This window comes from Marinobacter sp. GH_1, assembly GCF_048595985.1.
In the GTDB taxonomy this organism is placed as follows: Bacteria; Pseudomonadota; Gammaproteobacteria; order Pseudomonadales; family Oleiphilaceae; genus Marinobacter; species Marinobacter shengliensis.
The window spans coordinates 2,696,829-2,720,270 of the sequence record NZ_CP184460.1 but is presented as its reverse complement, the minus strand read 5'-3'; the positions used below and the strand labels follow the sequence as shown (position 1 = coordinate 2,720,270).

General features: G+C 58.4%; 19 protein-coding genes and 1 tRNA gene. 13 read left to right on the top strand and 7 right to left on the bottom strand.

The window, feature by feature from the left end:
* Position 1: 1 nt before the first annotated feature.
* The 6 genes from fabZ to ACNSOI_RS12390 all read left to right on the top strand — a co-directional run bounded on the left by fabZ (position 2) and on the right by ACNSOI_RS12390 (position 3,965).
* Positions 2 to 439: a 3-hydroxyacyl-ACP dehydratase FabZ gene (gene fabZ, locus ACNSOI_RS12415; RefSeq protein ID WP_058090249.1), complete on the top strand. Its 438-nt coding sequence runs from the start codon at positions 2 to 4 to the stop codon at positions 437 to 439.
* Positions 439 to 1,230: an acyl-ACP--UDP-N-acetylglucosamine O-acyltransferase gene (gene lpxA, locus ACNSOI_RS12410; RefSeq protein WP_420194146.1), complete on the top strand. Its 792-nt coding sequence runs from the start codon at positions 439 to 441 to the stop codon at positions 1,228 to 1,230. The genes fabZ and lpxA overlap by 1 nt, the downstream gene beginning before the upstream one ends.
* Positions 1,231 to 1,269: 39 nt before the next feature.
* Complete coding sequence (lpxB, locus tag ACNSOI_RS12405) at positions 1,270 to 2,427, top strand: lipid-A-disaccharide synthase (RefSeq protein WP_420195722.1); 1,158 nt, start codon at positions 1,270 to 1,272, stop codon at positions 2,425 to 2,427.
* Entirely contained in the window at positions 2,427 to 3,113 is a 687-nt protein-coding gene (gene rnhB / locus ACNSOI_RS12400) for a ribonuclease HII (RefSeq protein WP_420194145.1), read from the top strand. The genes lpxB and rnhB overlap by 1 nt, the downstream gene beginning before the upstream one ends.
* Before the next feature lie 83 nt (positions 3,114 to 3,196).
* Positions 3,197 to 3,273 (top strand) — tRNA-Met (locus ACNSOI_RS12395).
* Positions 3,274 to 3,515: 242 nt separating this feature from the next.
* Complete coding sequence (locus ACNSOI_RS12390) at positions 3,516 to 3,965, top strand: fibronectin type III domain-containing protein (protein ID WP_342630682.1); 450 nt, start codon at positions 3,516 to 3,518, stop codon at positions 3,963 to 3,965.
* A gap of 14 nt (positions 3,966 to 3,979) precedes the next feature.
* Here ACNSOI_RS12390 and ACNSOI_RS12385 read toward each other — a convergent pair whose 3' ends face one another.
* From ACNSOI_RS12385 to ACNSOI_RS12370, 4 genes are all read right to left on the bottom strand, one after another.
* Positions 3,980 to 6,499, bottom strand: coding sequence for a CHASE2 domain-containing protein (locus tag ACNSOI_RS12385; protein WP_420194144.1), 2,520 nt, complete (start codon positions 6,497 to 6,499; stop codon positions 3,980 to 3,982).
* Positions 6,500 to 6,580: 81 nt separating this feature from the next.
* Complete coding sequence (locus ACNSOI_RS12380) at positions 6,581 to 8,218, bottom strand: FecR domain-containing protein (RefSeq protein ID WP_152438522.1); 1,638 nt, start codon at positions 8,216 to 8,218, stop codon at positions 6,581 to 6,583.
* Entirely contained in the window at positions 8,211 to 8,939 is a 729-nt protein-coding gene (locus tag ACNSOI_RS12375; protein ID WP_058090244.1) for a response regulator transcription factor, read from the bottom strand. The genes ACNSOI_RS12380 and ACNSOI_RS12375 overlap by 8 nt, the downstream gene beginning before the upstream one ends.
* Positions 8,940 to 9,070: 131 nt before the next feature.
* Positions 9,071 to 11,215, bottom strand: a complete 2,145-nt coding sequence (locus ACNSOI_RS12370) for a DNA topoisomerase 3 (protein WP_420194143.1) — start codon at positions 11,213 to 11,215, stop codon at positions 9,071 to 9,073.
* Between the two features lie 323 nt (positions 11,216 to 11,538).
* Between ACNSOI_RS12370 and ACNSOI_RS12365 the strand changes: the two genes are divergently transcribed.
* Together ACNSOI_RS12365 and ACNSOI_RS12360 are read left to right on the top strand one after the other, a co-directional pair.
* Positions 11,539 to 11,895, top strand: coding sequence for a BolA family protein (locus ACNSOI_RS12365; RefSeq protein WP_072676968.1), 357 nt, complete (start codon positions 11,539 to 11,541; stop codon positions 11,893 to 11,895).
* Positions 11,892 to 12,515 carry an L-threonylcarbamoyladenylate synthase gene (locus ACNSOI_RS12360; RefSeq protein ID WP_061333110.1) on the top strand — a complete coding sequence of 208 codons (624 nt, stop codon included), beginning with the start codon at positions 11,892 to 11,894 and terminating at the stop codon, positions 12,513 to 12,515. Before ACNSOI_RS12365 ends, ACNSOI_RS12360 begins: the two co-directional genes overlap by 4 nt.
* Positions 12,516 to 12,542: 27 nt before the next feature.
* Here the strand turns inward: ACNSOI_RS12360 and ACNSOI_RS12355 are convergent, their stop codons facing one another.
* Complete coding sequence (locus ACNSOI_RS12355; RefSeq protein WP_420194142.1) at positions 12,543 to 13,205, bottom strand: hypothetical protein; 663 nt, start codon at positions 13,203 to 13,205, stop codon at positions 12,543 to 12,545.
* A gap of 267 nt (positions 13,206 to 13,472) precedes the next feature.
* Between ACNSOI_RS12355 and ACNSOI_RS12350 the strand changes: the two genes are divergently transcribed.
* On the top strand, positions 13,473 to 15,089 hold the full coding sequence (locus tag ACNSOI_RS12350; protein WP_420194141.1) for a methyl-accepting chemotaxis protein: 1,617 nt from the start codon (positions 13,473 to 13,475) through the stop codon (positions 15,087 to 15,089).
* A gap of 24 nt (positions 15,090 to 15,113) precedes the next feature.
* Here ACNSOI_RS12350 and ACNSOI_RS12345 read toward each other — a convergent pair whose 3' ends face one another.
* Complete coding sequence (locus tag ACNSOI_RS12345) at positions 15,114 to 15,761, bottom strand: MBL fold metallo-hydrolase (RefSeq protein WP_286250539.1); 648 nt, start codon at positions 15,759 to 15,761, stop codon at positions 15,114 to 15,116.
* 59 nt (positions 15,762 to 15,820) lie between these two features.
* Here ACNSOI_RS12345 and ACNSOI_RS12340 point away from each other — a divergent pair, with 59 nt between their 5' ends.
* Genes ACNSOI_RS12340 through ACNSOI_RS12325 form a run of 4 tightly spaced genes read left to right on the top strand, consistent with a single transcriptional unit; the run spans position 15,821 to position 21,574 of the window.
* Positions 15,821 to 16,603: a Wadjet anti-phage system protein JetD domain-containing protein gene (locus ACNSOI_RS12340; RefSeq protein ID WP_286250537.1), complete on the top strand. Its 783-nt coding sequence runs from the start codon at positions 15,821 to 15,823 to the stop codon at positions 16,601 to 16,603.
* Positions 16,596 to 19,538 (top strand): hypothetical protein, encoded by a 2,943-nt coding sequence (locus tag ACNSOI_RS12335; RefSeq protein ID WP_420194140.1) that lies wholly within the window; start codon positions 16,596 to 16,598, stop codon positions 19,536 to 19,538. The genes ACNSOI_RS12340 and ACNSOI_RS12335 overlap by 8 nt, the downstream gene beginning before the upstream one ends.
* Positions 19,531 to 20,958 carry a hypothetical protein gene (locus ACNSOI_RS12330; protein ID WP_138434958.1) on the top strand — a complete coding sequence of 476 codons (1,428 nt, stop codon included), beginning with the start codon at positions 19,531 to 19,533 and terminating at the stop codon, positions 20,956 to 20,958. Before ACNSOI_RS12335 ends, ACNSOI_RS12330 begins: the two co-directional genes overlap by 8 nt.
* Positions 20,951 to 21,574, top strand: a complete 624-nt coding sequence (locus ACNSOI_RS12325) for a condensin complex protein MksE (RefSeq protein ID WP_197463858.1) — start codon at positions 20,951 to 20,953, stop codon at positions 21,572 to 21,574. Before ACNSOI_RS12330 ends, ACNSOI_RS12325 begins: the two co-directional genes overlap by 8 nt.
* A 6-nt stretch (positions 21,575 to 21,580) precedes the next feature.
* On the opposite strand, the gene ACNSOI_RS12320 is transcribed toward ACNSOI_RS12325, so the two are convergent.
* A complete protein-coding gene (locus ACNSOI_RS12320) occupies positions 21,581 to 23,425 on the bottom strand; it encodes a diguanylate cyclase domain-containing protein (RefSeq protein WP_420194139.1) in 1,845 nt (614 codons plus the stop codon).
* Between the last annotated feature and the right edge of the window lie 17 nt (positions 23,426 to 23,442).

Here is a 23,442-nt window from a genome sequence, read left to right as displayed (position 1 = left end):
GATGATGAAAATTGATGAAATCCTGGAGTATCTGCCGCATCGCTATCCGTTTCTGCTGGTGGACCGGGTAACCGAAGTCGAAAAAGGAAAGTCGATTAAGGGATACAAGAATATCTCCTTCAATGAGCCTTTCTTCACCGGGCATTTCCCGGACAACCCCATTATGCCCGGGGTGCTGATTATTGAGGCCATGGCGCAACTTTCCGGAATTCTCGGTTTTGTGACCGTGGAACGGAAACCGTCTGATGGCGTGATACAATATTTGGCTGGCTCCAGTAAAGTACGCTTCAAGCGTCCCGTGCTGCCGGGAGACCGCCTGGATATGGAATCCGAGTTTGTGTCTGGCAAGCGTGGTATCTGGAAATTCGAATGCCGCGCATTGGTGGACGGAGAAGTCGCGTGCGTTGCAGAAATATTGACCGCTGAGAGAGAAGTTTGATGGCGACAAATGACTGGTCGGGTGTCCATCCTCAGGCGATTGTGGACCCGTCAGCCAAACTGGCGGATAACGTTACGGTAGGTCCCTGGAGTTACATTGGCCCGGGGGTGGAAATCGGTGAGGGCACCGAGATTCTTTCCCATGTGGTGATCAAGGGCCCGACAGTTATCGGTCGCAATAACCGTATTTTCCAGTTCTCCAGTGTCGGGGAAGAGTGTCAGGACAAGAAGTACGCCGGTGAGCCAACGACACTGGTGATCGGCGACAACAACGTTATCCGCGAGAACTGCACCATCCACCGCGGAACGATTCAGGACCGGGGCGAAACCCGCATTGGCAATGGCAACCTGCTAATGGCCTACGTGCATGTTGCCCATGACTGCTGCGTTGGAGACAACACCATTCTGGCGAACTGTGCCACCCTGGCTGGTCACGTTACGGTAGGTGATTACGCCATCCTCGGCGGCGGCACCATGGTGCATCAGTTCTGCCATATCGGGCCCCACAGCATGGCGGCCGGTGGCAGTATCGTGCTCAAGGATATCCCCGCTTATGTCATGGCCAGCGGACAGTCAGCCCAGCCCCACGGCATGAACGTGGAGGGGCTTAAGCGCCGGGGTTTCAGCAAGGAAGTTTTGTTGACCTTACGCCGGGCCTATAAGGTGATCTACCGTCAGGGCCTGACCACAGAGCAGGCACTGGAAGAACTTGAGGGCAGCTTTGCTGACGTGCCAGAGGTTCGCCCGCTGATCGACTCGCTCCGGGGAGCGGATCGCGGCATCATCCGCTGATCCGGCAGGAGGCTGCCGGTGACGCACGCACAGGCTGACATGGTCAGTTCCCGCAAGTTGACCATTGCCATTATCGCCGGTGAGGCATCGGGGGATATCCTCGGTGCCGGCTTGATCCGGTCTCTCCGTAATCGCTATCCGAATGCCCGCTTCGTTGGTATTGGCGGCGATGAGATGAACGCCGAAGGGTTTCATTCCCTGGTCCCCATGGAGCGGTTATCCGTTATGGGGTTGGTGGAAGTGCTGGGGCGTATTCGGGAGTTGTTCAGTATCCGCGCCCGGCTGTTGGACTATCTCTTTACCACTCCGCCGGATGTCGTGATTGGCATTGATTCACCGGATTTCACCCTGGCTATCGAGCGGCGGTGTCGGGAGGCGGGTATCCCCTCGGTTCATTATGTGAGTCCTTCGGTCTGGGCGTGGCGCCAGAAGCGTATTTTCAAGATTGCCAAGTCTGTGGACCTGATGCTCACGCTGTTTCCCTTTGAAGCCCGTTTCTACGAAGAGCACCAGGTGCCGGTCGCTTTTGTGGGGCACCCGCTGGCTGATCGTATTCCCATGGAACCGGATACCGGTTCCGCCCGGGAGAGCCTTGGGCTTGAGCCAGACAAGCCGGTACTGGCCGTTTTGCCAGGCAGTCGGGGTGGGGAGGTGGAGCGCCTTGGTACACTGTTCCTGGAGGCCTCCCGTTGGCTACAGGCCCGCAGGCCAGACATTCAGTTGGTGATTCCCTGTGTAAACCGGGATCGGGAACGGCAGGTTCAGGCGTTGGTGGAATCCCTGGACGTCAAACTGTCGGTTACCCTGGTGCGTGGTCGCTCTCGTGAGGTGATGGCTGCCAGTGATGTGGTGCTGCTTGCCTCAGGAACTGCCACCCTCGAAGCGATGTTGCTCAAAAAGCCAATGGTGGTGGGCTACCGATTGAGCAACTTCAGTTACAAGCTGCTGTCGCGGCTGGTAAAAGTGCCCTGGGTGGCGTTACCGAACCTGCTCGCCCAGAAACCATTAGTGCCGGAACTGTTGCAGGACGATGCCACTCCTGAAAGCCTGGGTGCTGCTGTGCTTGAGCGACTGGAAAATGAACAGGAGCGGGCTGCATTGAAGCGGGCCTTTTCCGAGCTTCATCAGTCTCTGAAACAGAATGCCGATGAGCGGGCCGCCAAGGCTGTTTCTGAGTTGTTGGAGCGTCATGGCTAATGGCTGGTAAGAAGCTCCCTCCGTTTGAATGCAGTTATCAAGGCCGGCGACTCGCCGGGGTGGACGAGGTAGGCCGGGGCCCTTTAATCGGTGCCGTCGTCACCGCAGCGGTGATCCTGGACCCCGAGCGGCCTATTCAGGGCCTTGCGGATTCCAAGAAGCTCACTGAGAAGCGGCGCCTGGCACTGTACGATGAGATTGTCGAAAAGTCAGCGGCTTGGTGCCTGGGGCGCTGTGAGCCTGGCGAGATCGATCAATTGAATATCTACCAGGCCACGATGCTGGCCATGAAGCGGGCGGTGGATGGTCTTTCCATCGCTCCGGAATACGTTCTCGTGGATGGCAACCGTTGCCCGAACTGGCGCTGGCCATCGGAGCCGGTGGTAAAAGGGGATAGTCGACACCCGGCCATCAGCGCGGCATCTATCATTGCCAAGGTGACGCGTGACCGGGAAATGGCGTTGCTGGAGCAAACCTATCCCGGTTACGGTCTGGCGCAACATAAGGGGTACCCGACGCCGGTGCACCTGGAGGCGCTGATGCGTCTTGGGGCAACCCCGGAGCATCGCCGATCCTTTCGTCCTGTCCAGGAAGCAATTGACTCCGTAGGTTTCTTTCACCCGGCCAGCGAGAAGGGTGCGCCCGAGTTGAGCTATCCCACCGACCTGTTTGAAAATATGGATTGACAGTCCCGGTGGTGCGCTGTAATATTCGCGCCACGTTGATCGGGGCAACCCCGGTAAACAAAAGATTTCGTTAAAAGTTTTGATGCGGGGTGGAGCAGTCTGGTAGCTCGTCGGGCTCATAACCCGAAGGTCGTTGGTTCGAATCCAGCCCCCGCTACCAATCAGAAAAAGGCCGGCTTTTTAGCCGGCCTTTTTCGTTTTCTACGCCCGATAACCTCCTGAACTCTTCTCTTACACGATCCGCGTTTGGCGTTTTGCCTGATCGTATGCACAATTTTTCACCAACTGTAAAGTCAAAAAAATGACAATTTTCTAACTTCAAAAATGACGTCATTCGCATCATCATCCGATCCGATTTTATAGAATTTCACAAAGTCGACGGAATAATGGTGCAAATAGCCAATGAAACGCGTCATCAAATTGTCAAAGGCATGGACGGCCGCGTTTTTACTAGGGATTCTGCTCACCGGCTGTGGTGGAGGTGGCTCCGATGCCGGGAGTGGTGCAAATACCTCGGGCTCCAATACCTCCGGTAATGTCGGGTCAGGCCCTTCGGGTGTGCAGCCTGAGCCGGCCCGTGCAGCTGTCCTGAGCTGGTCAGCACCCTCTACCCGAGTCAATGGCGACGGTATTGCCATGGGCGAGCTCGACAAGTATGTGATCCGGTACGGCCAGGACGTCGAAAATCTGTCTGGTGAGGTGATCATTGGCGAGGCCGACGTCTACCCGGAGATGAGCTACACGGTGGACAATCTGGATTCCGGTACCTGGTACTTCACGATCCAGGTGCAAGATAAGCAGGGTCTGGTCAGCGAGCCCTCAGCGCCTGTCAGCAAGACCATTCGGTCCTGAGGGGCGTGAGCAAGTCACGGCATCGGGTCGGCAATGGGCAGTTTCAGGATGAAAGTGGTGCCTTCGCCTGCGGTGGATTCAACAGAGATGTCGCCCCGATGTTTTTCAACAACGGTTTTCACGAACGACAGGCCCAGCCCGGTGCCGTGGGTGCCTGCCAGCTCACTGCGTTTCTGCCGGTGGTAGCGATCGAACAGCATCGGTAGTTCTGCCTGATCTATCCCGCTACCCTCATCGGCGATGGCGAGGCATGCCAGGTGGCCAGCGCGGTATACCTGAACCGTGATCGCAGATCCCGGCGGGCTGTATTGAACGGCATTGGTCATCAGGTTGATGACTGCCCGTTCCAGCAATTCCGCATTCCCCTTCAGCCAGAGGTCTTCGGTGCCGATCACCTGCAGGCTGATCTGCTTTTCCTGTGCCTGCTCACACACACTGTCCCGTGCGTTTTCTACGATAGCCAGAAACTCACACTCGTAGAACCGGGTTTCCGTCAGCTGCTCGGCCCGCGCCAGCTGCACAAATTCTTCCGCCAGGTGGTAGCTGCGCCGGGCCAGCCTGCCCAGTTGTTCAAGCTGGCGCTCATCAATATGGCTAGGGTCTCGTTTCAGTTGCTCAATCAATGCCAACTGAGACACCAGCGGAGAGCGAACATCGTGAGAAATAAAGTCGATGGCTTCCCGGTGCTGCCGCTGCTGCTCCCGAAGCTCGGAAATGTCTGAGATGTTGGCGATGATTCCGAATTGATTGCTGTCTGGCAATGCGAACGGTGCCAGGTGAATCAGGAAGTCCTTGTTGTGAATTTTGAGGTCAACGGTTCGGCTTTGCCGAAGGGTCAACGTCTCAGACACGGTTTCGTACCAGGGCGCCGCGTCCCTTGGGTCATGGCCTTCCAGCAGGCGCGTCAGGGGTAATCCGCTGAGGCTCGGCATGGGCTCCCGGAACCAGGCTTCAATGTGCCGGTTGGCGAAGCGGATAACACCCAGCTCATCCGTTACGATTATGCCGTCTGGCATGCGCTCGAAGCTATGGCTGATGAATGCCTGCATCTGGCTGAGGCGCTCGGTGGCGGTTCGGACTTTTTCAATGCGCCGGGACAGGTTCTCCTGGGCGCCCGGCTCAAGGGCGGGCGCGCTTGGGTCTTCCAGTTTAAGGTTCTGCAAGTACAGCTGGATAACTTCCCGGCTCAGGTCATCCGGGAGGGTGAGCCCGAGCAGGTACCCGCTGCCGCCGCGAATAAGGCGTATCCAGCTCTGGTTACCATGATGACTCCATTGCCCGACTTGGATGTTGGTCGGGACATCGGCCAGTGTCATGCCTTTGACTGCCAGCAGGTCTCTGCCTTCCGCCAGCAGCCAACCCTGGGGTTGGAGTAGCGCGCTCAGGTGTTCGAGAAGTTGGTGAGGGTGCCTGCGTGAGGGGTCTGGCAAGGCAAGTTGCGGTGTTCTGGCCAAGTCATCCAGTTGACGGTTCAGGAAGCGGTTGGCCATCGCAAGCCGAAGACCGCTGGCCACCGGCAGAGCGATCATGGGCAACAATAGGGCATTGGCGGCTGACAGGTGGTAATGCAAGCTGCGTAGGACCACAAAGTAGGTGATCAACACCAGGACAAAACCTGTGCTACAGGCGAGGACGGTCGCTGCGGGCTTGAGTCTCGGCAGGGAGTTGGCCAGGCCAAGGAGGATCACCAGTGCCAGTGCAATGGAGGCCCAGCCAGGTGCGGAGGAGATCAGTGTGTCCTGGCGACTGGCGGAATAAACGTTGGCGTGGAACTCAACGCCACTCATGGGCCTGCCCAGGCCGGAAAACGGTGTACTAAGAATATCGCCAAAACCGACCGCCGTGGCTCCTATGAAGACGGTCTTGCCAGCGAAGGTCTCCAGGGGCACGGCGCCGTTCAGCACATCGACGTAGGAATGGGCAGGGATTGTATCTGCTCCGCCGGCCAGTGGCACAAAGCGGAATTCGCTGCGGACGTTGGTATAGGCAGGCGCATCCGGTGCGTGGCCACTGGGGTTGACCCGATCCTGTGCCGCCAGTGCCAGCGCGGGCCATCGATGATTGCCCAGGCTGTTGTAAAGGTACAGGCCGCGGGCCACGCCATCGTCTTCCAGCTCAACATGCACGTGCCCGAGTGCAGAAGCTGTCTTCTCCAGCAGCGGTGCGGGCAGTTGTTCGGCCATCCGTTGTGTTGGTGTTGCCGGTGAGTAGTGTATGGGCAGCACAACCCGGCCATGGCGCTCCATGGCGTCTGCAAGGGCCTGGTCGCTGGGGGAGGGTTCGGGAAACAGGATGTCCAGCACAATGACTTCCGCGCCGGCATCGGCAAGCTGATCAATCAGCCGGGCATGGAGGTTTCGGTCCCAGGGCCAGCGCCCGAGCGCGTCCAGGCTGTGTTCATCGATGCCCACCAGAGCCAGGCTGTCATCAATGGGCGCAGGCCAGGTGGTGATGGCTTTGTCGTAAAGCCAGAAATCAATGCGCTCTTCCAGGGTGGTTATCTGGAGTAATAGCAGGATGCCTGTGAGCAGCAAGCCCAGAGACCAGGGTGTCGTCTTTAAGGTTAACCAATCCCTTCTCATGGGCCGTGCGGTTCGTTCTTGTTGTGGAGGTATTTAATCCAGGTAAAGCTCCCTCCCCGGGCCCCATCGGCTTGCCAGCGGACCATCAGAAAGAGCTTTGACGCGCACAAAATACCTTCTTCCGGGAATCAGACGCAAGGCCGCTGTGGTATCTGCCACGTTTGCTTCCTTGATAATGTTGTTGAATCCGGGCTCTTCCGCTAGTTGGAGGCGATAGTCTTTTGCGGTATCCACCTTCTCCCAGAACACGCGCACCTGGTTGTCCAGGTAGTTGATGCTGATGATTCGTACCGGCGGCAAAGTGCCGTTCACAACCAGTGACCGGGGCTGGGACGCGGCCACGGAGTTACCGCCGGCCTCGCTGACCACTCGCCAGTAGTACTGGCCGGGGCTTAGGGGTCGGGAGGGGAGGGCTCGGTTGTCTGGCGCCCATTCACTGGAGGTAATCAGCCGTCGGAATTCTTCATCTTCTGCGATTTCAACCCGAGCAACTTCGTTGGTACCGTTCAGGCGCCATTGGAACTCTGGCATGTCGTCATTCACGCTCTCACCGGGTTCTGGCGAAAGCAGATCAGGTGTTCGTGCCTGCAGGTCAACTTCGATCGACGTGATGGCCGGCATTCCGGTGATGCCCTGACGATCCAGTGCGGCCAGGTGGAGTTCGTAGCGCCCGTTGTCCAGTTGGCTAATGTCAAAGCGATGGCCAGGCATTTCCCGACTTTGTAGCCAGGTGCCGCCATCCTCTTCGAAGATATCGACGCGATACCGGTTGGCGCCGTCCTGCTGCCAGCTGAGTTCAGCCGGTAGCTGTGTGAGAACCGGAGTGATGGGGTTGAGCACCGGGGCCGGTGGTAGCCGGCGGATGTTCATGGGGGTGGCGCTCGCGGTGGACACGCTGGCGCCATAGCCTGCAGGAATCCGGCGTACCTGGCCCGGCTGGCCGAAATCAACCACGCCCTCGGTTACCTGAACGCTGCTGCCAGAGGCGGATGTCTGCATGGAAAACACGGTACCTCGAACAGCGGCGACCGCTGATGGGGTTTCGATTTCGAACCGGGCACCATCTTCCAGCACCGGCTTTACTCGGGTATGCACCTCGCCCCGTTGAAGGCGAACACGGGTATCTGCCATTCCGGCTTTGCCGTATTGGGTGAGGCGGTTGAAAATGAGTCTGGAATTGGGCGCCATACGCAGTTCGGAGCCATCAGCCAGGACGATAGTCGCAGTGCCGGCAGAGGAGATCACTTCATCGCCCACCCGGATGACAGAATTTTCGGTCAGTGACGTTTTCTGGCCGGTGGTGCCCGATACGTGAATAACATTACCGCTGGCGGAGCTAACCCTGGCGGGCTCGGGCTGGCGCTTCAACCAGGCCAGAGGAATGCGAATTTGTTCCCCGGCAGACAGCCTGGCGTTACCGGGAAGGTTATTGTATTGCAGCACCTGGCCAATGGTTACCCGGTCCATCAGCAAGGACTGGCCGATGTCGCTGAGTGTCTCACCGGAGCGGAGCGTATACACCCATTCCTGGGCGCTTTCCGATTGCTGAGCGGGCGCGGCGGAAGAAGAGCCCCGGGCAACCGATATCTCGGCGGCAGCCACGCCGGGCAGCAGGCTGGTTACAATCAACAGGAGCAAACCTGTGACGCTTTGGCGTTTTCGATCAAGCATTGGTTGCACTGTCTTCCCGGGGCTCGTCAGCTTCAGTGGCTTTGATCGCTTCCAGGCGATAGCCGCGCTGGTAAATGGTCTTGATGCGGAATCCGTTCTCCGGATTTACACCCAGCCGGCGGCGTAGTCGGCTCATGTGGGTATCAACGGTCCGGGTGTTGATATCCCGGGCAAGGCCCCACACGCGTTCCAGCAGCATCTCGCGGGTCAGGAGCCGGCCCTGGTTCTGAAACAGGAACAGGGTGAGGTCGAAGTCCTTGTCGGTCAGGGTAAGCGGTTCACCGTGCAGCAGGATGACTCGTTGCCGGGTGTTGACTTCAAACGGACCGTAAACCAGCACTTCTTTGTCACTGTCAGGGTTGCTGCGGCGGGCCAGGGCATTGATCCTGGCGGTGAGCTCGGCCGCCCGGGCCGGTTTAGACAGGTAGTCGTCGGCGCCGGCGTCCAGCGCCCGGACGATGTCGGCCTCGCTGTCCCGCTGGGTCAGGAAAATGGCCGGAATGGGCCAGTCCAGCTGGGCGCGCACATTCTCCAGCACGTCGATACCGGTCATGTCTGGAATTTGCCAGTCCAGGATAATCAGGTCATAACTTCGGTGCAGAACGGCACCGAGAAAGGCCTGGCCGGTGGGGAAGCTGTCACAGTGATGACCTTTCTCGGAGAGAATGGCTTGAATGTGTTGCGCTTGTTCATGTTCGTCTTCCAGCAGAGCAATGCGCATTAAGCTTGGCCCTCGATGGTGTTGCCGATTTCGTGGTCTTGGCACAGAGCGGAGTAGAAATCCCCTGCATTAGAGGCCAAGTATCCCAAAAAATGAGGCTGCGTTCAGTAGTGATATGTAGAATTCCGTAACTACAGTTCAGGTTTGCCGTTGGCGTCATTCACTGTTTGTCGGCAGGCCGGGAAATTACTGCAGCCCCAGAACCAGCCTTTTTTGCTTTGGCGCCTCACCAGGGGTGAAAAACAATGGGGGCAGGGCACGGGTTTCTGCCCGGTTCCGTCTGCTGGTGCACTGTCTTCCAGAGGGCGCGTGCCTTTACATTTTGGGTAGCGGGTGCAGGCAAAAAAACGTCCGAATTTTCCTTCCCGCTCGATCATGGGCGCCCGGCACTTTGGGCAATGCACAGACGTTTCGCTGGCAGGAGTTCCGGTCGCATCGGGCGCCCGATGAATGAATTCGCGGATCTCCTGCTTTAGCGACTCCAGAAATGCCCTGGGGTCGTCTTCGCCGCGGCGGATGCTCTCCAGTGTTGCTTCCCAGACCGCTGTACGGTCCGGGGTACGGATAGTGTCCGGCAGCGCCGCAATCAGCGCCTTGCCTTTGTCGGTGGCGCGGATGAATCGCTTTTCCCGGTACAGGTAATCTCGCCGGAACAGTGTGTCGATAATGGCGGCGCGGGTGGCTTCCGTGCCAAGGCCATCGGTCTCCCTCAGGGTTTTACGCAGTTCCGGGGCCGCCACGAAACGAGCGATGTTGGTCATCGCCGACAGCAAGGTGGCATCGGTAAAGTGCTGGGGTGGCTGAGTTTTGCGTTCGGTTACCGTGGTGTTGCTGCAGGTGACCGGCTCACGACTCCCCAGCCTTGGCAGCGGTGGTTTTTCCGGCTCGTTGTTGTTCTCCCGAAGTTTCAGCTCCAGGGCTTTCCAGCCGGGGGTGAGTATCGCCGTCTCGGTGGCCCGGAATCTGTGTTCCTGAACCTGCACCGTCAGTTTTCCCTCACGGTGAACTGCATCCTGGGCGAACTGCATCAGATAGTAGCGGCTGATCAGGTTATAGATCTTTTCCTCGGCGGCCGTCAGCTTGCCATTCGGGGTAGGGCGGACGGTTGGAATGATCGCGTGGTGGGCGTCCACCTGTTTGTCGTTCCAGGCCGCAGAGCGCCGGTTGCTGTCCAGTTGCCCTGTGAGCGCTTCCAGCTCGCCGGATACCCGGCTAATAGCGCGAATCACCTGCTCCCGTTGATGAAAATGTTCCTCGGGCAGGTAACGGTTGTCGGACCGGGGGTAGGTGATCAACTGGTGCCGTTCATACAGATTCTGGGCGGTGTCCAGCACGTCTTTGGCACCCATCCGGAACAGTCGCCCGGCTTCTATCTGCAGTGCCGACAGGGACAGCGGCAGGGGCGGTGGCTCGGGCCGGTCTCTGAAGCGGGATTCTGCGATGGTGCCAGGCCGACCGTTCACGGCATGGGCAATTTGCTCGGCCACGTCCCTGCTGAGCAGGCGTTTCTCTTCGTCCAGATGGTCTTCATAGGCTTCATCCGGCAGCCAGCGGGCGGTAAACGGGCGTTGGTCCGCGTCCTCTTCGGAGGCTTGGAATTGACCTTCAATTCGGTACCAGGGCTTGGGCTCGAAGTTCTCGATGGTGTTATCCCGCTCCACAACCAGGCCGAGCACCGGTGTTTGTACTCGGCCAACCGAGTAAACGCCGTCCTGACCCTGTTGCTGGTAGCTCAGGGTGTAGAACCGGGTGAGGTTGATCCCATACAACCAGTCGGCCCTTTGTCGGGCCAGGGCGGAATGGGATAGCCGGCGGAATTCCTTGTTGTCTCTGGGTGCCTGAATGGAGCGAGCGACGGCGCTGGGAGTCAGGTCGTTAATCAGTACCCGTTTTACCGGAACGGTGGTACCAACGTAGCGCAGTACTTCATCCACCAGTAGCTGGCCTTCACGGTCCGGGTCGCCGGCGTGGGTGATCACGTCGGCCTGTCGAATCAGGGATTCGAGCACCTTGAGTTGCTGTTTTACGCTGTCTTTGGGGGTGAGCTGCCATTGTTCGGGGAACATGGGCAGGTCTTCCTGGCGCCACTTTTTCCATGCCGGGTTGTAGCGGGCGGGCTCGGCCGGCTCCAGCAGATGGCCGATGCACCAGCTGACGGTGGCGGCTTCCTGGCCGTTTCCGCAACGGATCCAGCCCTGGCCTTTCTGGTGCGGGCCGGGGAGGGCGGCGGCGATGGCTCTGGCCAGGCTGGGTTTTTCGGCGATGTACAGGTGCATGGTGTTGGTGGTTCGCTGAGTGGCATCGGAATGTGTCTGTTTGGGGCTTTTGTGTCAAGGGCTTCGGGCTTATCGTTTGTTGTGTAGTAGACTGGTTGTGTTGGGGGAGGCGGCTGTGGTGGAAGCTTTCCCAAAAGACGCCGTGAACCCGTCCATGGGGGCTTGGTGTTGCCATCCCTGGCAACACACACTTTTGGGAAAGCTTCCACCACAGCCGCTTGAGACTCCGTGCAATTCGCCCGGTAGAGAGCGCTTTCGGGCGCCCTGCAAGCCGCCGCGATAGTGCGAGTGGTCATTTGAGAAGTTGGAGCAGAAGATTTTTTATGAAAGTTCAGAACGCAATTGAAACCAAGCTCAAAGACGGGTTTGCCGCGCAGCTGCTGGCTGTGGAGAACGAGAGCCACATGCATTCCGTGCCGCCGAATTCGGAAACCCATTTCAAGGTGACGTTGGTGTCGCCGGATTTTGCCGGTCAGATGAAAGTTAAGCGGCATCAGGCCATTTATAAAGTGTTGGCGGAAGAGCTGGCGGGGCCTGTGCATGCTTTGGCGTTGCATTTGTATACGCCGGAGGAGTGGGCGGCCAGTGGTCAGGCGGCGCCGGATTCGCCCGGTTGTATGGGTGGTTCGAAGGGCGATGACGCCATGGCTGCGAAATTGGGACAGGGAGTGAATTCATGAGTCAGTTTTTCCAGATCCATCCTGAGAATCCGCAGAAGCGGTTGATCAACCAGGCGGTTGATATTCTTCGCAAGGGTGGGGTGATTGTGTATCCCACGGATTCCGGGTATGCGCTGGGTTGTCACCTGGGTGACAAGCAGGCAGCGGATCGTATCAAGCGTATCCGGAAGCTGGATGACAAGCATAACTTTACGCTTGTGTGCCGGGATTTGTCGGATATTGGTGTGTACGCCAAGGTGGATAACACGCAGTACCGTTTGCTGAAGACGTTCACACCGGGGCCGTATACGTTCATTCTGCCAGCCACCAGTGAGGTGCCGCGCCGTTTGTTGCATCCCAAGCGTCGGTCTATTGGCGTGCGGGTGCCGGATAACGAGATTGTGCGGGAGCTGCTGGGCGAGTTGGGCGAGCCGATCATGAGCAGTACCCTGATTCTGCCCGATGAAACTGAGCCAATGACCGATCCCTATGAAATCCGGGATGTTCTGGAACACGAGCTGGATTTGATCATTGATGGTGGGTTCTGCGGTATGGAAGCGACTACCGTGGTGAACTTCCTCGGGGATGCCCCGGAGGTTACGCGGGTGGGTAAAGGTGATCCCGCTCCGTTTCAGGTTTAACGGTCAAAGATCAATGTCACCCGGGTATCAGGCCCGGGTGTTCAGGTTGAAGGCGTAGCGTTGTGCGCTGTTACCAAAGTCGGGTTGGCCGCTGTTGGCGTTGCGTTTCAGGCTGTCGTAACGGTGGATGACATCCTGTAAGCCGTTGAACTGCTGATTGTCGCTGAGCAGTGAATCCAGCAGGGAGTTGTTCACGCCGTAGGCCTGATTGAGCTTCAGGGCGTTATCCATAAAGTGTAGTGTCGGTTCGCTGACGCTCAGCCGACTGAAGGCTTCCCGGAAGCCCCGGTTGTTGTTCAGGTCCATTTCAATTCTTTCGCGAAGCTCTTCTGGCAGCTTCCCCTCAACTACCGCATTGCCGTTCTCGCCTTTTCCCACGCTCAGGGCCGTTGCCGGGTGCAGGTTGTACTCGGCAAGTTTGTGCCGGAGGGTTTCACGAACAAAGGAGAGATCCTGCGCAACGGTCTGTTTGTACTGGCCGAGTGGGAGTTTGCGAGCTTTCAGGCTGCCGGGGTCCAGTTCTGACTGCCCGGACGGGGTAAAGCGGTCATCACCCGGGTTACCGGCGGCTTCGGGTTGCTTCGTGGCAGCGGGTTTCTCGCCATCGGGCTTGGCTGCGGGTGCCTGGCGGCTGTCCATGGCTTGCTGAAAGCGTGTGCTGGCTTGTATCAGGGATGTCAGCAAAGACATGGTGCATTTCCTCCTCGGCGGTAAATAACTGCCGGAAATTCGATTATGGGGTGTGTTTGTGAGTAACAAGCAGGTTTTGGGCCAGGTTGTTCTTGAGGTTTGGCAGTCTTTACTTGCGTGGAAATGTAAAACTTTGCAACGAGTGTCATAGGGATGGCATCGGGCTGATCTGGGTCATATAAAAATTGACGTATGTCTATAAAGTTATGCCCGAAACTGCCGTCATAACAGGTGGTTGTTCAGTTGATCTTCCGCTGCCGGGGTACCATGAAAAAACAACACTCGATCCGCTTTTTGCTGCTGTCGGCTCTGGCCGTGGCGTTTTCCATCATTCTTGCGTTCACCGTTGTTTACAGCGCCCAGTCGCAGCGCGCGCATCTTGAGGAGTTCAGCCACAAATATGTAGACGGGCTGGCAAAATCCTACTTTGACGGGCTCAACACCATGATGGTGACAGGCACCATCAACAATCGGGATGTACTGCGTGATAGGGCCAAGGCATCCGAAGATGTTCTGGACATCCGGGTGGTGCGCAGTGATCAGTTGAACGCGATGTACGGCGCGGGTAATGCGGAGGAGCGGCGTCGCGAACCTGAGGATATGCGGGCACTACGTGGCGAGCGGGTGGAGCTTTACTCGGCAAATGACCAGGGCCGGGTTTATACCCTGATTGAGCCGGTTATTGCCGAGGCAGACTATCAGGGGGTGAATTGCCTCGGCTGCCACCAGGCCCAGGAAGGGGAGATTCTCGGTGCCATCCGGGTGGACTATTCCCTGGCCCAGAGCGACGCCCGCCTGCAGCAGCAGTTGCTGGTGGGTGGTGGTGTTCAGGTGGTCATTTTCGTTGTGATTTTCTTCCTGACCGCGCTGGTCCTGGGGCGGCTGGTGTTTTCCCGGTTGCGCAGGCTCCATGACCGGATGGATGAAATATCCCGGAATTCGGATCTATCCATTGAGCTGGACGTTACCCGCAACGATGAAATCGGTTCACTGTCCCGCGCCTTTAACCGAATGGTGGCGAAGATTCGGGAGAGCATGCATACGGTGATGGACAACGCTGCCCAAGTTGAATCAGCGGCACGGACCATTGCCGGCAAGGCGGAAACCACGGAACGTGAAGTGCTTGCTCAACGTGACAACACCGACCAGGTGGCCAGCGCCACGACAGAGATGGCGGCATCCGCAGTTCAGGTGCGGGAGAACGCGGTGAATACTGCTCGCAAATCCGCAGACACAGCGAAGGCGGCGGAGACCGGTGAGCAGTTGGCCCACAACGCCGTGAAGGGTATTGAGACACTTAACTCCGAGGTGCAGAGCGGTGCCCAGCGAATCGAACAGCTGGATCAGCGCACCACCGAGATGGCCACCCGTCTGGAGCTGATTTCCGAGATTGCAGACCAGACCAACCTGCTGGCACTGAACGCCGCCATTGAAGCCGCCCGTGCCGGTGAGCAGGGCCGTGGATTTGCCGTAGTGGCTGATGAAGTGCGCGCGCTGGCGTCCCGCACCCAGGCGTCCACGGAGGAGATTCGCCACACCATAGATGGCCTGAAGAAAGAGGTGGTGGATTGCGTGGGCACCATGCGCCATGCCTCTGAACTGGCGCAGCATCAGGTGGAGTCGATTCTGAAAGTGGAAACGGAATTGCAGACCATTGCGGCGGCGGTGCGCGAGATCACTGGCCTGAACGAAGAAATGGAAAGCGCGGCCAACGAACAGAGCGATGTGTCGGAATCCATCAATCACAACGTGATCGAAATCAGCCGTTCGGCGGAGCAAACCTCCAGCGACGCCCAGGAAACCGCCCGCATTGCCGGTGACCTCCTGGCTATGGCCGAAACTCTGCGTAAGACCATCGAGCAGTTCCGGTTGTCACAACACTGATTCCGGCCGCTGGTACTGGGGCGCTCAGCCCCGGTGATCCGACACGAAAGGGTTGGTAGCCCGTTCCTGGCCGAAAGTGGACATAGGGCCGTGGCCGCAGATGAAGTTCACATCATCCCCCAGGGGGAACAGTTTTTCCCGGATGGAATGAATCAGAGTGTTGTAGTCGCCTTTCGGGAAATCCGTTCGGCCGATAGAGCCATTGAACAGCACGTCACCCACCTGGGCCAGCTTTGATCCACGATGGAAAAACACTACATGGCCCGGCGTGTGGCCCGGAGTGTGCAACACCTCCAGGGTTTCATTGCCAACGGTCACCGTATCCCCGTCTTCCAGCCAGCGGTTAGGCGTGAACACCTCCGGCGCCGGAAACCCGAACATCTGCGCCTGCATGGCCAGGCCCTGAATCCAGAAGTTATCTTCCTTATGGGGGCCTTCGATGGGCAGTTCTTCCGCCTTTGCCAGCTCGGCGGTACCGCCGGCGTGGTCAATGTGGGCGTGGGTGAGCAGAATTTTCTCCAGGGTAACGCCTTCGGCTTTCGCTGCTGCCCGAACGCGATCCAGATCCCCGCCCGGGTCTACGACCGCTGCTTTACGCGTTTCGGTACACCAGAGCAGGGTGCAGTTCTGTTCAAAGGGAGTGACGGGAATCACGCGGTACTTCAGGGACATAATCTGCCTCGGGTTGTAAACTTTCCGGCAAGTTTACCAAGGCGACAACAGGTGAGCCATTGAACAACTACCTCGAGAAAATCCTTCAGGGCCAGGCCATCAACTACGAGGCCTTTCTGAAAAAGTTGCCGGATGTCCTGCGCCAGCGACATCGTGAGCTTTTTTCAACGGAAAAGGCGGGGCCGAACCGCTGGCGGGTAACCGTTCTGGATGAGGCTGCCTTTGAGGCGCTTCGGGAGCAGGCTGCAGCCCCGGTGAGCCGGGTAGATGCGGCGAGGAAGGGCGATTCCCACCGCCATGGCACCGAGGTGAGTTTCCGGCTGGTGTATCATCACGCCTTGACCGGCCACCGGCCGGACTCGGTAGTGATTGCCGGGGATTCGGTGGATATTGCTTATACGCCTGCATCCCGGGTGCTGGTGGTGGAAAACGAACGCAATTTTTATCATTACCGCCAGATGCTGGCCTTTACCGGGGAGTGCCTTGGCGAGCCCGTGGCTCTGAAAGATTGTGATGTAGTACTTGGCGGAGGTAACCGGATTACCCGCACGGCAGACCTGAACTGGCTGGCCGGTTACGATGAGGTGCTCTGCGCCTTTGATTACGATGCCGGCGGCCTGCAGATGTTTGCATCGGTGCGATCGGCGTTGGGCAACAAAGCCTGCTATCTGCAGCCGGCTGACTGGCAGCTCTGGCTGAGCCGCTTCCGCAAAACCCCGGACGCCACCGAAAGGTTTACAAAGGCCATCATGCTGGCGGAAGATCTGGGGTTTGTGTCATTGGCGCAGGCTTTCCGGGCCACCGGCAAATTCATGGAACAGGAGATGATTCTGGATGAGTGATTCACAGGCGAGCGCGAGCACCTTTACCTTCGGCATTCGCCGCCTGGTGCTGGTGGATTCCGCCGGCTTCTGTTATGTGGAAATTCCGGTGGATAACCATGGCCTGATTCTGGGGCCGGGCAATCTGGGTAAATCCAGCTTGCTGAACTCCCTGCGCCTGTTCCTGTTGCCGGAGAACAACTTCAAGAACAGCCGCAAGAAGTTTGCTTTCCGCAACGCCAGCGCCGGCAGTTTCTACACCAACGAAGAAAGCTACCAGCACTATTTCCCCAGCCAGTTCAGCTTTCTCATCATGGAAGCGGAGAACCCGGCGGGCACCCATTGCCAGATTCTGTACCGGGACAACGCCAGCCAGCTCAGCTATGGCCGGGCCTTTGTGCCGGTGAGCTACGACCAGCTGCGGCCGTTGTTCTGGAATGGCGATGGGGAAGACGGCATTGGCCAGGCGGTGCCGGAGTTGTCGTTCAGCCGGTTGTCCGAAGCCCTGAAAAAACTGTCGAAAGACACGAAGCTGGTGAACGACCCCGCCAAACTCAAATCCATGCTTTACAGCAGCGAGTTGATGAACGCCGATGCCGTGCGCTATTCGGTGTTGCCGTTGGGGGAATCCGACGAGCGCCGGGTGCAGTCCCTGCGCACACTGATTTTGTTGCTGTTCGAGATGAAGGCCGACGACCAGGCCATGGCCAATGCCGTGGCCAGCATCATCGAAGCGGACAAGAAGTTCGCCGATGATGCCTTCGATTTCAACATCGACGACTTCCTGAATCGCCATGACCAACTGAAACAGCAGCAAAGCCAGCTCAACCGAATCGAGAAAGAGCGACCAAGGTTTGAGAAGCTGAACCGCGACTACCAGGCCTATCAGACTTTGCTGCGCAGCCAGCACGATTTTGCCGCCTTTCGGGACGGCGTGGCCAGTGCCCTGGCGGACATCGGCGCCAAACGGCGGGTGGCGCTGGACGCCTTTAACGAACAGAACGACACCCTGCGCCACGTGCTGCAAACCCTGAAAAAACTGGAACAGGAAGTCAGCGGACTGAAAGGCGAGATCCGCTCCGCTGACCGACGCATCAAGCAGGCGGAGCAGAGCCAGAAAGACGGCGAGCTGCTGGTTGCGCAATACGGCGAGATGACCCTGCAGGAAATCGAGGACATCCAGAAGGAAGAACTCGAGGGCAAACGTGGCCACCTGGCGGCCCTGAAAAGCGCCGCCCAGGCAGAGATTCGGCTGGAACAGATACAGCGCAAGAAGCTGGACCTGGAACGACAGCTGGAAAGTCTGAGAGACCGGGAAAGCAAGCAGCAGTGGCAGTTGCAGAACCAGCTGGACGAAGCCACCGCCGCGCCGCTTCGTGCTGTCGATCCCCGGTTGATGATGGCCAGTCCGGGTCAGGATCTGGATGCGGACAGCAAGTCCACTATTGAAGCCTTCGCGCGATTGTTCATACCCAACGATCAGGGTTTTGACTGGTTTGACGCCGAATACCAGAGCCAACCCGCTCGCCACACCAACTTTGCCGAACAGCGGCATCACATCGAAAGTGAACGAAACAGCCTTGAAAGAGAACGTTCAGAGCTTGCGGACACCGCCAATCAGGAACACGACCGGCCCCGGCTGATTGAGCGAACGGAAAAAGAAATCCGCGCTATTGAGAAAGACCTGGAAACGCTACAGCGCTATCCTGCGGCGGCCACTACCCTGAAAGACGCGACGGAGGAAAAGCTGGCGGCGGAAGAACAGCTCGCCAAACTGGACGAGCAAGCCCGCCTGGAGCAGGAAAAACAGGACGCGGTGCAACAGAAGGCCGCCAAGGCCAAGGCTGAGAAAGACCGCATCGAGGAACGGGAGCGGGAGCTGGCGGGCCTGAGCCGTAGCGTAGGCACCGTTGAACACCGCTTCCCGCACCTGAAAGCGGTGGACGCGGAACAGCCACTGGCCATTGAGAAAGTCTCCGCTGCCGCCTTTGACGACCTGCAAACCCAGCTGGACGATCTGGAAGAACGGCGCCGCAACATACTCGATCACCTGCGCCAGTTCGTTTATCTGGGCATCCACGAGGACAGCGACGGCGAGTTGCAGAAAGATAGCCCAGCGTCGTCCATTATTCGTGAGACCTTCAAGAGCCTTGCGGACCTGTTCGCCGGTATGGCCGAGCGTTGGCAGGTATTGGAAGAGCAGATTGCCATCCACAACGAGACCGTGGCCAGCTACCGCCAGGCGTTGAAATCCAACCACGAACACATTGCGCGCTTTGAAGCCCAGCTCAATCGGGAGCTGGACGGCGTTCGCATCAACGACCTGGTGGAAATTCGGGTGGACATCCACACCGACCCGAAATTCCGCAACCTGGTGGAAGAAGCCAACAACATCGACCCCTACGGCAACCAGTTGCAGTCCGACGCCTTCTACGACCGCCTGCGGGTGTTTGTGGCCGACTTTTTCGGCGAGCAGGGCGGCAGCAAACGCCTGACCATGGACAAGGTGATCACCGGCATTTCCTACCGCACCCGCAAGGAAAACGCCGCGAACCTGGACAAGAAAGGCCAGTCCACCTCCACCACCGCGCTGATCAACCTGGAACTGGTGTACCGGCTGCTCAAGCGGGTGCTGTACCCGGGCGTGCAGTTATCGTTCCCCATGGTGCTGGATGAGCTGGCCAGTGTAGATATCAGCCAGATGCCGTCCTTGCTGGAACGGCTGCGCAGACAGGGCTTCAACCTGTTCTCCGCCGCCACTCACAGTGCCAGTGCCGAAGTGATCTACCTGATTGGTCGGCACCTGGAAGTGGGGCAAATGCGCACGGCTCGGCCATACAGCCCGCAACGTACCCTGGTGTTCTGGGGCGGCGCCGAAGGCTTCACCGGCGGCGAACCGCTGAGCCATTGGGCGGACCAGACCCAGAACAGCCTGCTGGAGCCGGTGGATGAGTAAGCGCTTCAGCACCCTGGATACCACCCGGCTGCTGTTCGAGCACCCGAAGATCCTGTTCCGAATGATCGAACGCATGGACCGGAATGAGGCCCGCTACATTCGTGAAAGCGACCTGGTGGCCGAGGTCATGGACTATACCGGTAACCTCGGCAAGGCCGACCGGGACCGGGTCCGGCTGGCCATGAACACCGACAACCTGTTCCGTAGCGGCCTGATCATCGACATCATCAAGGCCGACGGCGAGCGCCGGCTGGTGTTCCAGGACGCCCTGATCAACCTGATGCGCGCCTGTAACGCCTCGCTGTATCAGGAGCTGACCGACGCCCGCCTGCGGGGCCATTTGGTGACCCTGCGGGATGTACGCAACCGCCTTGAAATCAGCAGTTTCAGTGAAGCAGACCCGGATTACACCGAACTGCGGGACGACCTGAACGAACGGGTTAGCCAGCTCATCGGCCTGTTGCGCCAGAACGTGCTGCGGATGCAAACCATCAGTGCCCAGCTGGCGGACTTGTCTGGTGATGCCAGCCGGGCACCAGAAAAGTATCTGGAGTTTCGCCAGAACCTGTTTGAACAGATCGTTACCCTGTACGACCGGCACATCAAACCCACCCTGGTCTTCCTGAACCCGGACACCCGACTGCCCGATGGCAGCAATTTGTTCGAAACTCTGGAAGCCATGGTCCGGTTACTGGAAACCAACGACAACCACAGCCTGGCGGACCAGATTTTCCGCTCGTCCCTCAGCCTGAATGCGCTGTACAAACCCATTCAGGCAGTGGCCCAGGAAGTGGAGCACTTCCTGCGCAAAACCCGCCGGGGCATGGCCCAGTACAATGCTATGGAGCACTTCTACGGCAAGCTGCGGGCGCTCAAAGACGACACCGAAACCCTCAGCCTGCGCCGCAAGTGGCTGGAAGGTGGGGAGTTTGCCCGCAGCACCGGATTTCTGGTGGGGCTGCGGGCACAACAGCGGCCCAAGCATTATGCCTTTGGCCAGTCTTCCAGCTACTACCAGCTGTTGTTCAGCGAACTGGACCTGCGCCTGAGTGATCTTCGCCGCAAAGCGGAAGTGCCGGTGCTGCAGGAAGTGGATGGCAGCGGCCGCCATAGTCGTATCGACGTTCAGCGCATCAACCAGCTTTATCAGTGGCTGGAAACGCTGGAGCTGAGGCCTACGGCGGATCTGGTGCGGGAGCTGCACGGCCGGCTGGATGGTTTTATTCCCGGCTACCGCTTTCCGGACCTGCTGGCAGCGTTGAACCGCTTGGTGAATTCGCCACCTGAGGGTATGCAGGTGGTCACCACCAACCGCTTCCGCACCCTGGAGCAGGCGCCGGACAGCGAGCAATTCGTCTACCGAAAACGCCGGCTTGAGCCCGGCGTAACCGACATCAAACAAGAGCCAAGCCATGCCTGATTTTTCTGACATGACCGAGACGGAAAACAGCCTGAGCGCAGCGCCCGTCGGCAGCTTCGAGCAGATCCTGCCCGCCCACAGCGCGGCCATCTACCGTGAGTTCCAGGCCGGCCGGGTGATCGTGCGGGACGTGTGGGACAACAACCGCTCGGAGCTGCGGGCCAATCCACTATACAACCTGCTGTACAACCACTTATCCCACTTCCGCACCTTTTACGAACACCTGGGCAGTGAGCTTGTATTCAATGAAACCGGCGCATTTTTCTTCCTGAAGGAGAGCAGTGACGACGAAAGTGAAGAGCACGATGAGAATGCGTTCAGGGTGCAGGTGGTACTGTTGTTGATTGGGCGTTACTTTGCCCGCAGCGGGAGGGATCTGGATTACCTGGGGCGGCCAGACGCCGGCCTGAATGAGCAGGACCTTGAAGCTATGGCCGGAGACGACGAGTACCAGGACATTCTCCGGGCGGCCCGGTTCGAGAAAGGGCTCACTGAGGCCCTGGATTATCTGGAAAAGCGGAATCTGGTGTTCCGGGCTGGTGCCGGACGGTATTTTCTCAGCTCGGCAGGCCTGTATTTTCTCGGCCAGCTGGTGCAGGAATACGAGCAGGCCTGAGCGGTTTCAGGCATAGGCCACGGCGTTACGGCCGCTGGTTTTAACCCGGTACATGGCCGCGTCAGCCTGTTTAAGGAGGTCTTCCGCCGCCATGCCGTGGTCCGGATAGAGCGCAACGCCAACCGAGGCGCCTATCTGGATATTGTGCCCCTGGATGTGGAAAACATCGTTCAGAACTGCAACGATTTTGTCGGCAATAGGTTTGGCGTCATCATCGCCATGCAGCGGCCCGGTAATCACCACAAACTCGTCACCGCCTCGCCGGCCCACCACATCGCTGCTGCGAATGCAGTGTTTCAGGCGCTTGCCAACATTGCGTAGCAGCTCGTCACCCACCTGATGGCCATAGTTATCATTCACTGGCTTGAACTTATCCAGATCCAGGAACATCAGGGCAAAATGGCTGTTGTCCCGGCGCGCCTGCTGAATGGCCTGCTCCAGGTGGTTCTCCAGTGCCACGCGGTTAGGCAGGCCGGTCAATTCATCGTAATGAGCAAGCCGGATCATCTGTTTCTCGGCCTGTACCCGCTCCGTGATATTGCTGAAGGTCAGCACCAGTTGCCGGATCTGGCCATTTTTGTTTCTGACGGGTGACACCGTCATCAGGTTGGGAATGGTGAGGCCCTGATGGCCCTTCAGCCAGACCTCACCTTGCCAGGCGTTCACCGTGACCAGCTGTTTCCGAATCTCCTCCAGAACAACACCTTTTCCTTTCTGACAGTCCAGAAAGTCTGTCAGTGGCTTGCGATGTAACGCTCTGTTTGCTTCACCGGTAATGTCGGAAAAAGCAGGGTTGGCCCGAACGATCATAAAGTTTGCATCGGTGATCAGAATCGCCTCATGAGTGTGTTCGAACACCTGGTAGGCCAGCCGCAGCTCTTCGGTGGAACGGGCGATCTGAGACGTTTGCTTTACCATCGCGCCGACAATCGGTTTCAGTGACCTCCAGACCAGCAACCCCGCCAGCGCAGAGAGCATAAGGATAGCCAGAATACTGATCATGATATCAACGATAACGTTGGCGAAAACCCGTGAGGTTCGGGTGTACATATGCAGTTCCCAGCCATAACCCGCCAGTGGCCGGTGGAACGTGAGCACTCTGGAACCATCGTCAAGCCTTGCCCGGAAAGCACCGGAGCGGTCTCGGGTGGACACTCCCTGCCTGACAGCCAGGCAGCCCTCAGGGGCCGTCAGCTCGATCTGATCCGTCTGTGGGTTCAGGATAACGCGCTTGGTTCTCTGGTTGTCGAGCAGACAAAGTGATGAATCCGGCTGCCCCTGGAAGACCCGCGCCAGAGAGTCCGGCGAGAACAGAAGCTGGTCATAACCTACCACCCGTCCTTCGGTCAGTATTGGGCTTGCTGCCTGCAGCAGCGGGCCGCTGGTTTCGCCGGACACCAGCGCGAATGCATTGATGTCCAGGGTATCGGAGAGAGGGATATCCGCAGGTAGATCATTGGCCCAGGGCCCGACCCTGACCAGTTCGTTGCCGGCAGCGTCGTATCGGATTAATACTGCAAGGTCTTCTATGATTCGGGCTGCGTCTTGCAGTCTCGGGCGGGAAAACGTGTGCACAACACCGGCTGAAACCTCACCTTTGGCGTATTGGCCCAGCACCTTTGCCAGTTCTGAGCGGCTGGCGGTCTGGCGGGCCAGGTCCTGGTGCTGATCGAAAACAGCTCTGACGTTCTCGGCTTTCGCGTCTGCAACGCCCCCAGCTGTCTGTGCCGCCTGGGTGTGAATCTGGTTGATCAGTGGAGCAGAAACCACTGCGGCAATAATGATGCCCGTCATAACCACGGCAACAATGGCGGTGGTGATGATGCGGCGTTTCTGCTCAAAAATATCCATCAAGACGGGTCCGAAAA

What these genes read in the sequence shown, in the direction of transcription:
- ACNSOI_RS12350 (WP_420194141.1), top strand. Translation starts at nt 13,473, where the DNA reads ATGAAAAAACAACACTCGATCCGCTTTTTGCTGCTGTCGGCTCTGGCC.
- ACNSOI_RS12335 (WP_420194140.1), top strand. Translation starts at nt 16,596, where the DNA reads ATGAGTGATTCACAGGCGAGCGCGAGCACCTTTACCTTCGGCATTCGC.
- ACNSOI_RS12370 (WP_420194143.1), bottom strand. Translation starts at nt 11,215, where the DNA reads ATGCACCTGTACATCGCCGAAAAACCCAGCCTGGCCAGAGCCATCGCC.
- ACNSOI_RS12390 (WP_342630682.1), top strand. Translation starts at nt 3,516, where the DNA reads ATGAAACGCGTCATCAAATTGTCAAAGGCATGGACGGCCGCGTTTTTA.
- lpxB (WP_420195722.1), top strand. Translation starts at nt 1,270, where the DNA reads ATGGTCAGTTCCCGCAAGTTGACCATTGCCATTATCGCCGGTGAGGCA.
- ACNSOI_RS12365 (WP_072676968.1), top strand. Translation starts at nt 11,539, where the DNA reads ATGAAAGTTCAGAACGCAATTGAAACCAAGCTCAAAGACGGGTTTGCC.
- rnhB (WP_420194145.1), top strand. Translation starts at nt 2,427, where the DNA reads ATGGCTGGTAAGAAGCTCCCTCCGTTTGAATGCAGTTATCAAGGCCGG.
- fabZ (WP_058090249.1), top strand. Translation starts at nt 2, where the DNA reads ATGATGAAAATTGATGAAATCCTGGAGTATCTGCCGCATCGCTATCCG.
- lpxA (WP_420194146.1), top strand. Translation starts at nt 439, where the DNA reads ATGGCGACAAATGACTGGTCGGGTGTCCATCCTCAGGCGATTGTGGAC.
- ACNSOI_RS12360 (WP_061333110.1), top strand. Translation starts at nt 11,892, where the DNA reads ATGAGTCAGTTTTTCCAGATCCATCCTGAGAATCCGCAGAAGCGGTTG.
- ACNSOI_RS12375 (WP_058090244.1), bottom strand. Translation starts at nt 8,939, where the DNA reads ATGCGCATTGCTCTGCTGGAAGACGAACATGAACAAGCGCAACACATT.
- ACNSOI_RS12380 (WP_152438522.1), bottom strand. Translation starts at nt 8,218, where the DNA reads ATGCTTGATCGAAAACGCCAAAGCGTCACAGGTTTGCTCCTGTTGATT.
- ACNSOI_RS12355 (WP_420194142.1), bottom strand. Translation starts at nt 13,205, where the DNA reads ATGTCTTTGCTGACATCCCTGATACAAGCCAGCACACGCTTTCAGCAA.
- ACNSOI_RS12320 (WP_420194139.1), bottom strand. Translation starts at nt 23,425, where the DNA reads ATGGATATTTTTGAGCAGAAACGCCGCATCATCACCACCGCCATTGTT.
- ACNSOI_RS12325 (WP_197463858.1), top strand. Translation starts at nt 20,951, where the DNA reads ATGCCTGATTTTTCTGACATGACCGAGACGGAAAACAGCCTGAGCGCA.
- ACNSOI_RS12330 (WP_138434958.1), top strand. Translation starts at nt 19,531, where the DNA reads ATGAGTAAGCGCTTCAGCACCCTGGATACCACCCGGCTGCTGTTCGAG.
- ACNSOI_RS12345 (WP_286250539.1), bottom strand. Translation starts at nt 15,761, where the DNA reads ATGTCCCTGAAGTACCGCGTGATTCCCGTCACTCCCTTTGAACAGAAC.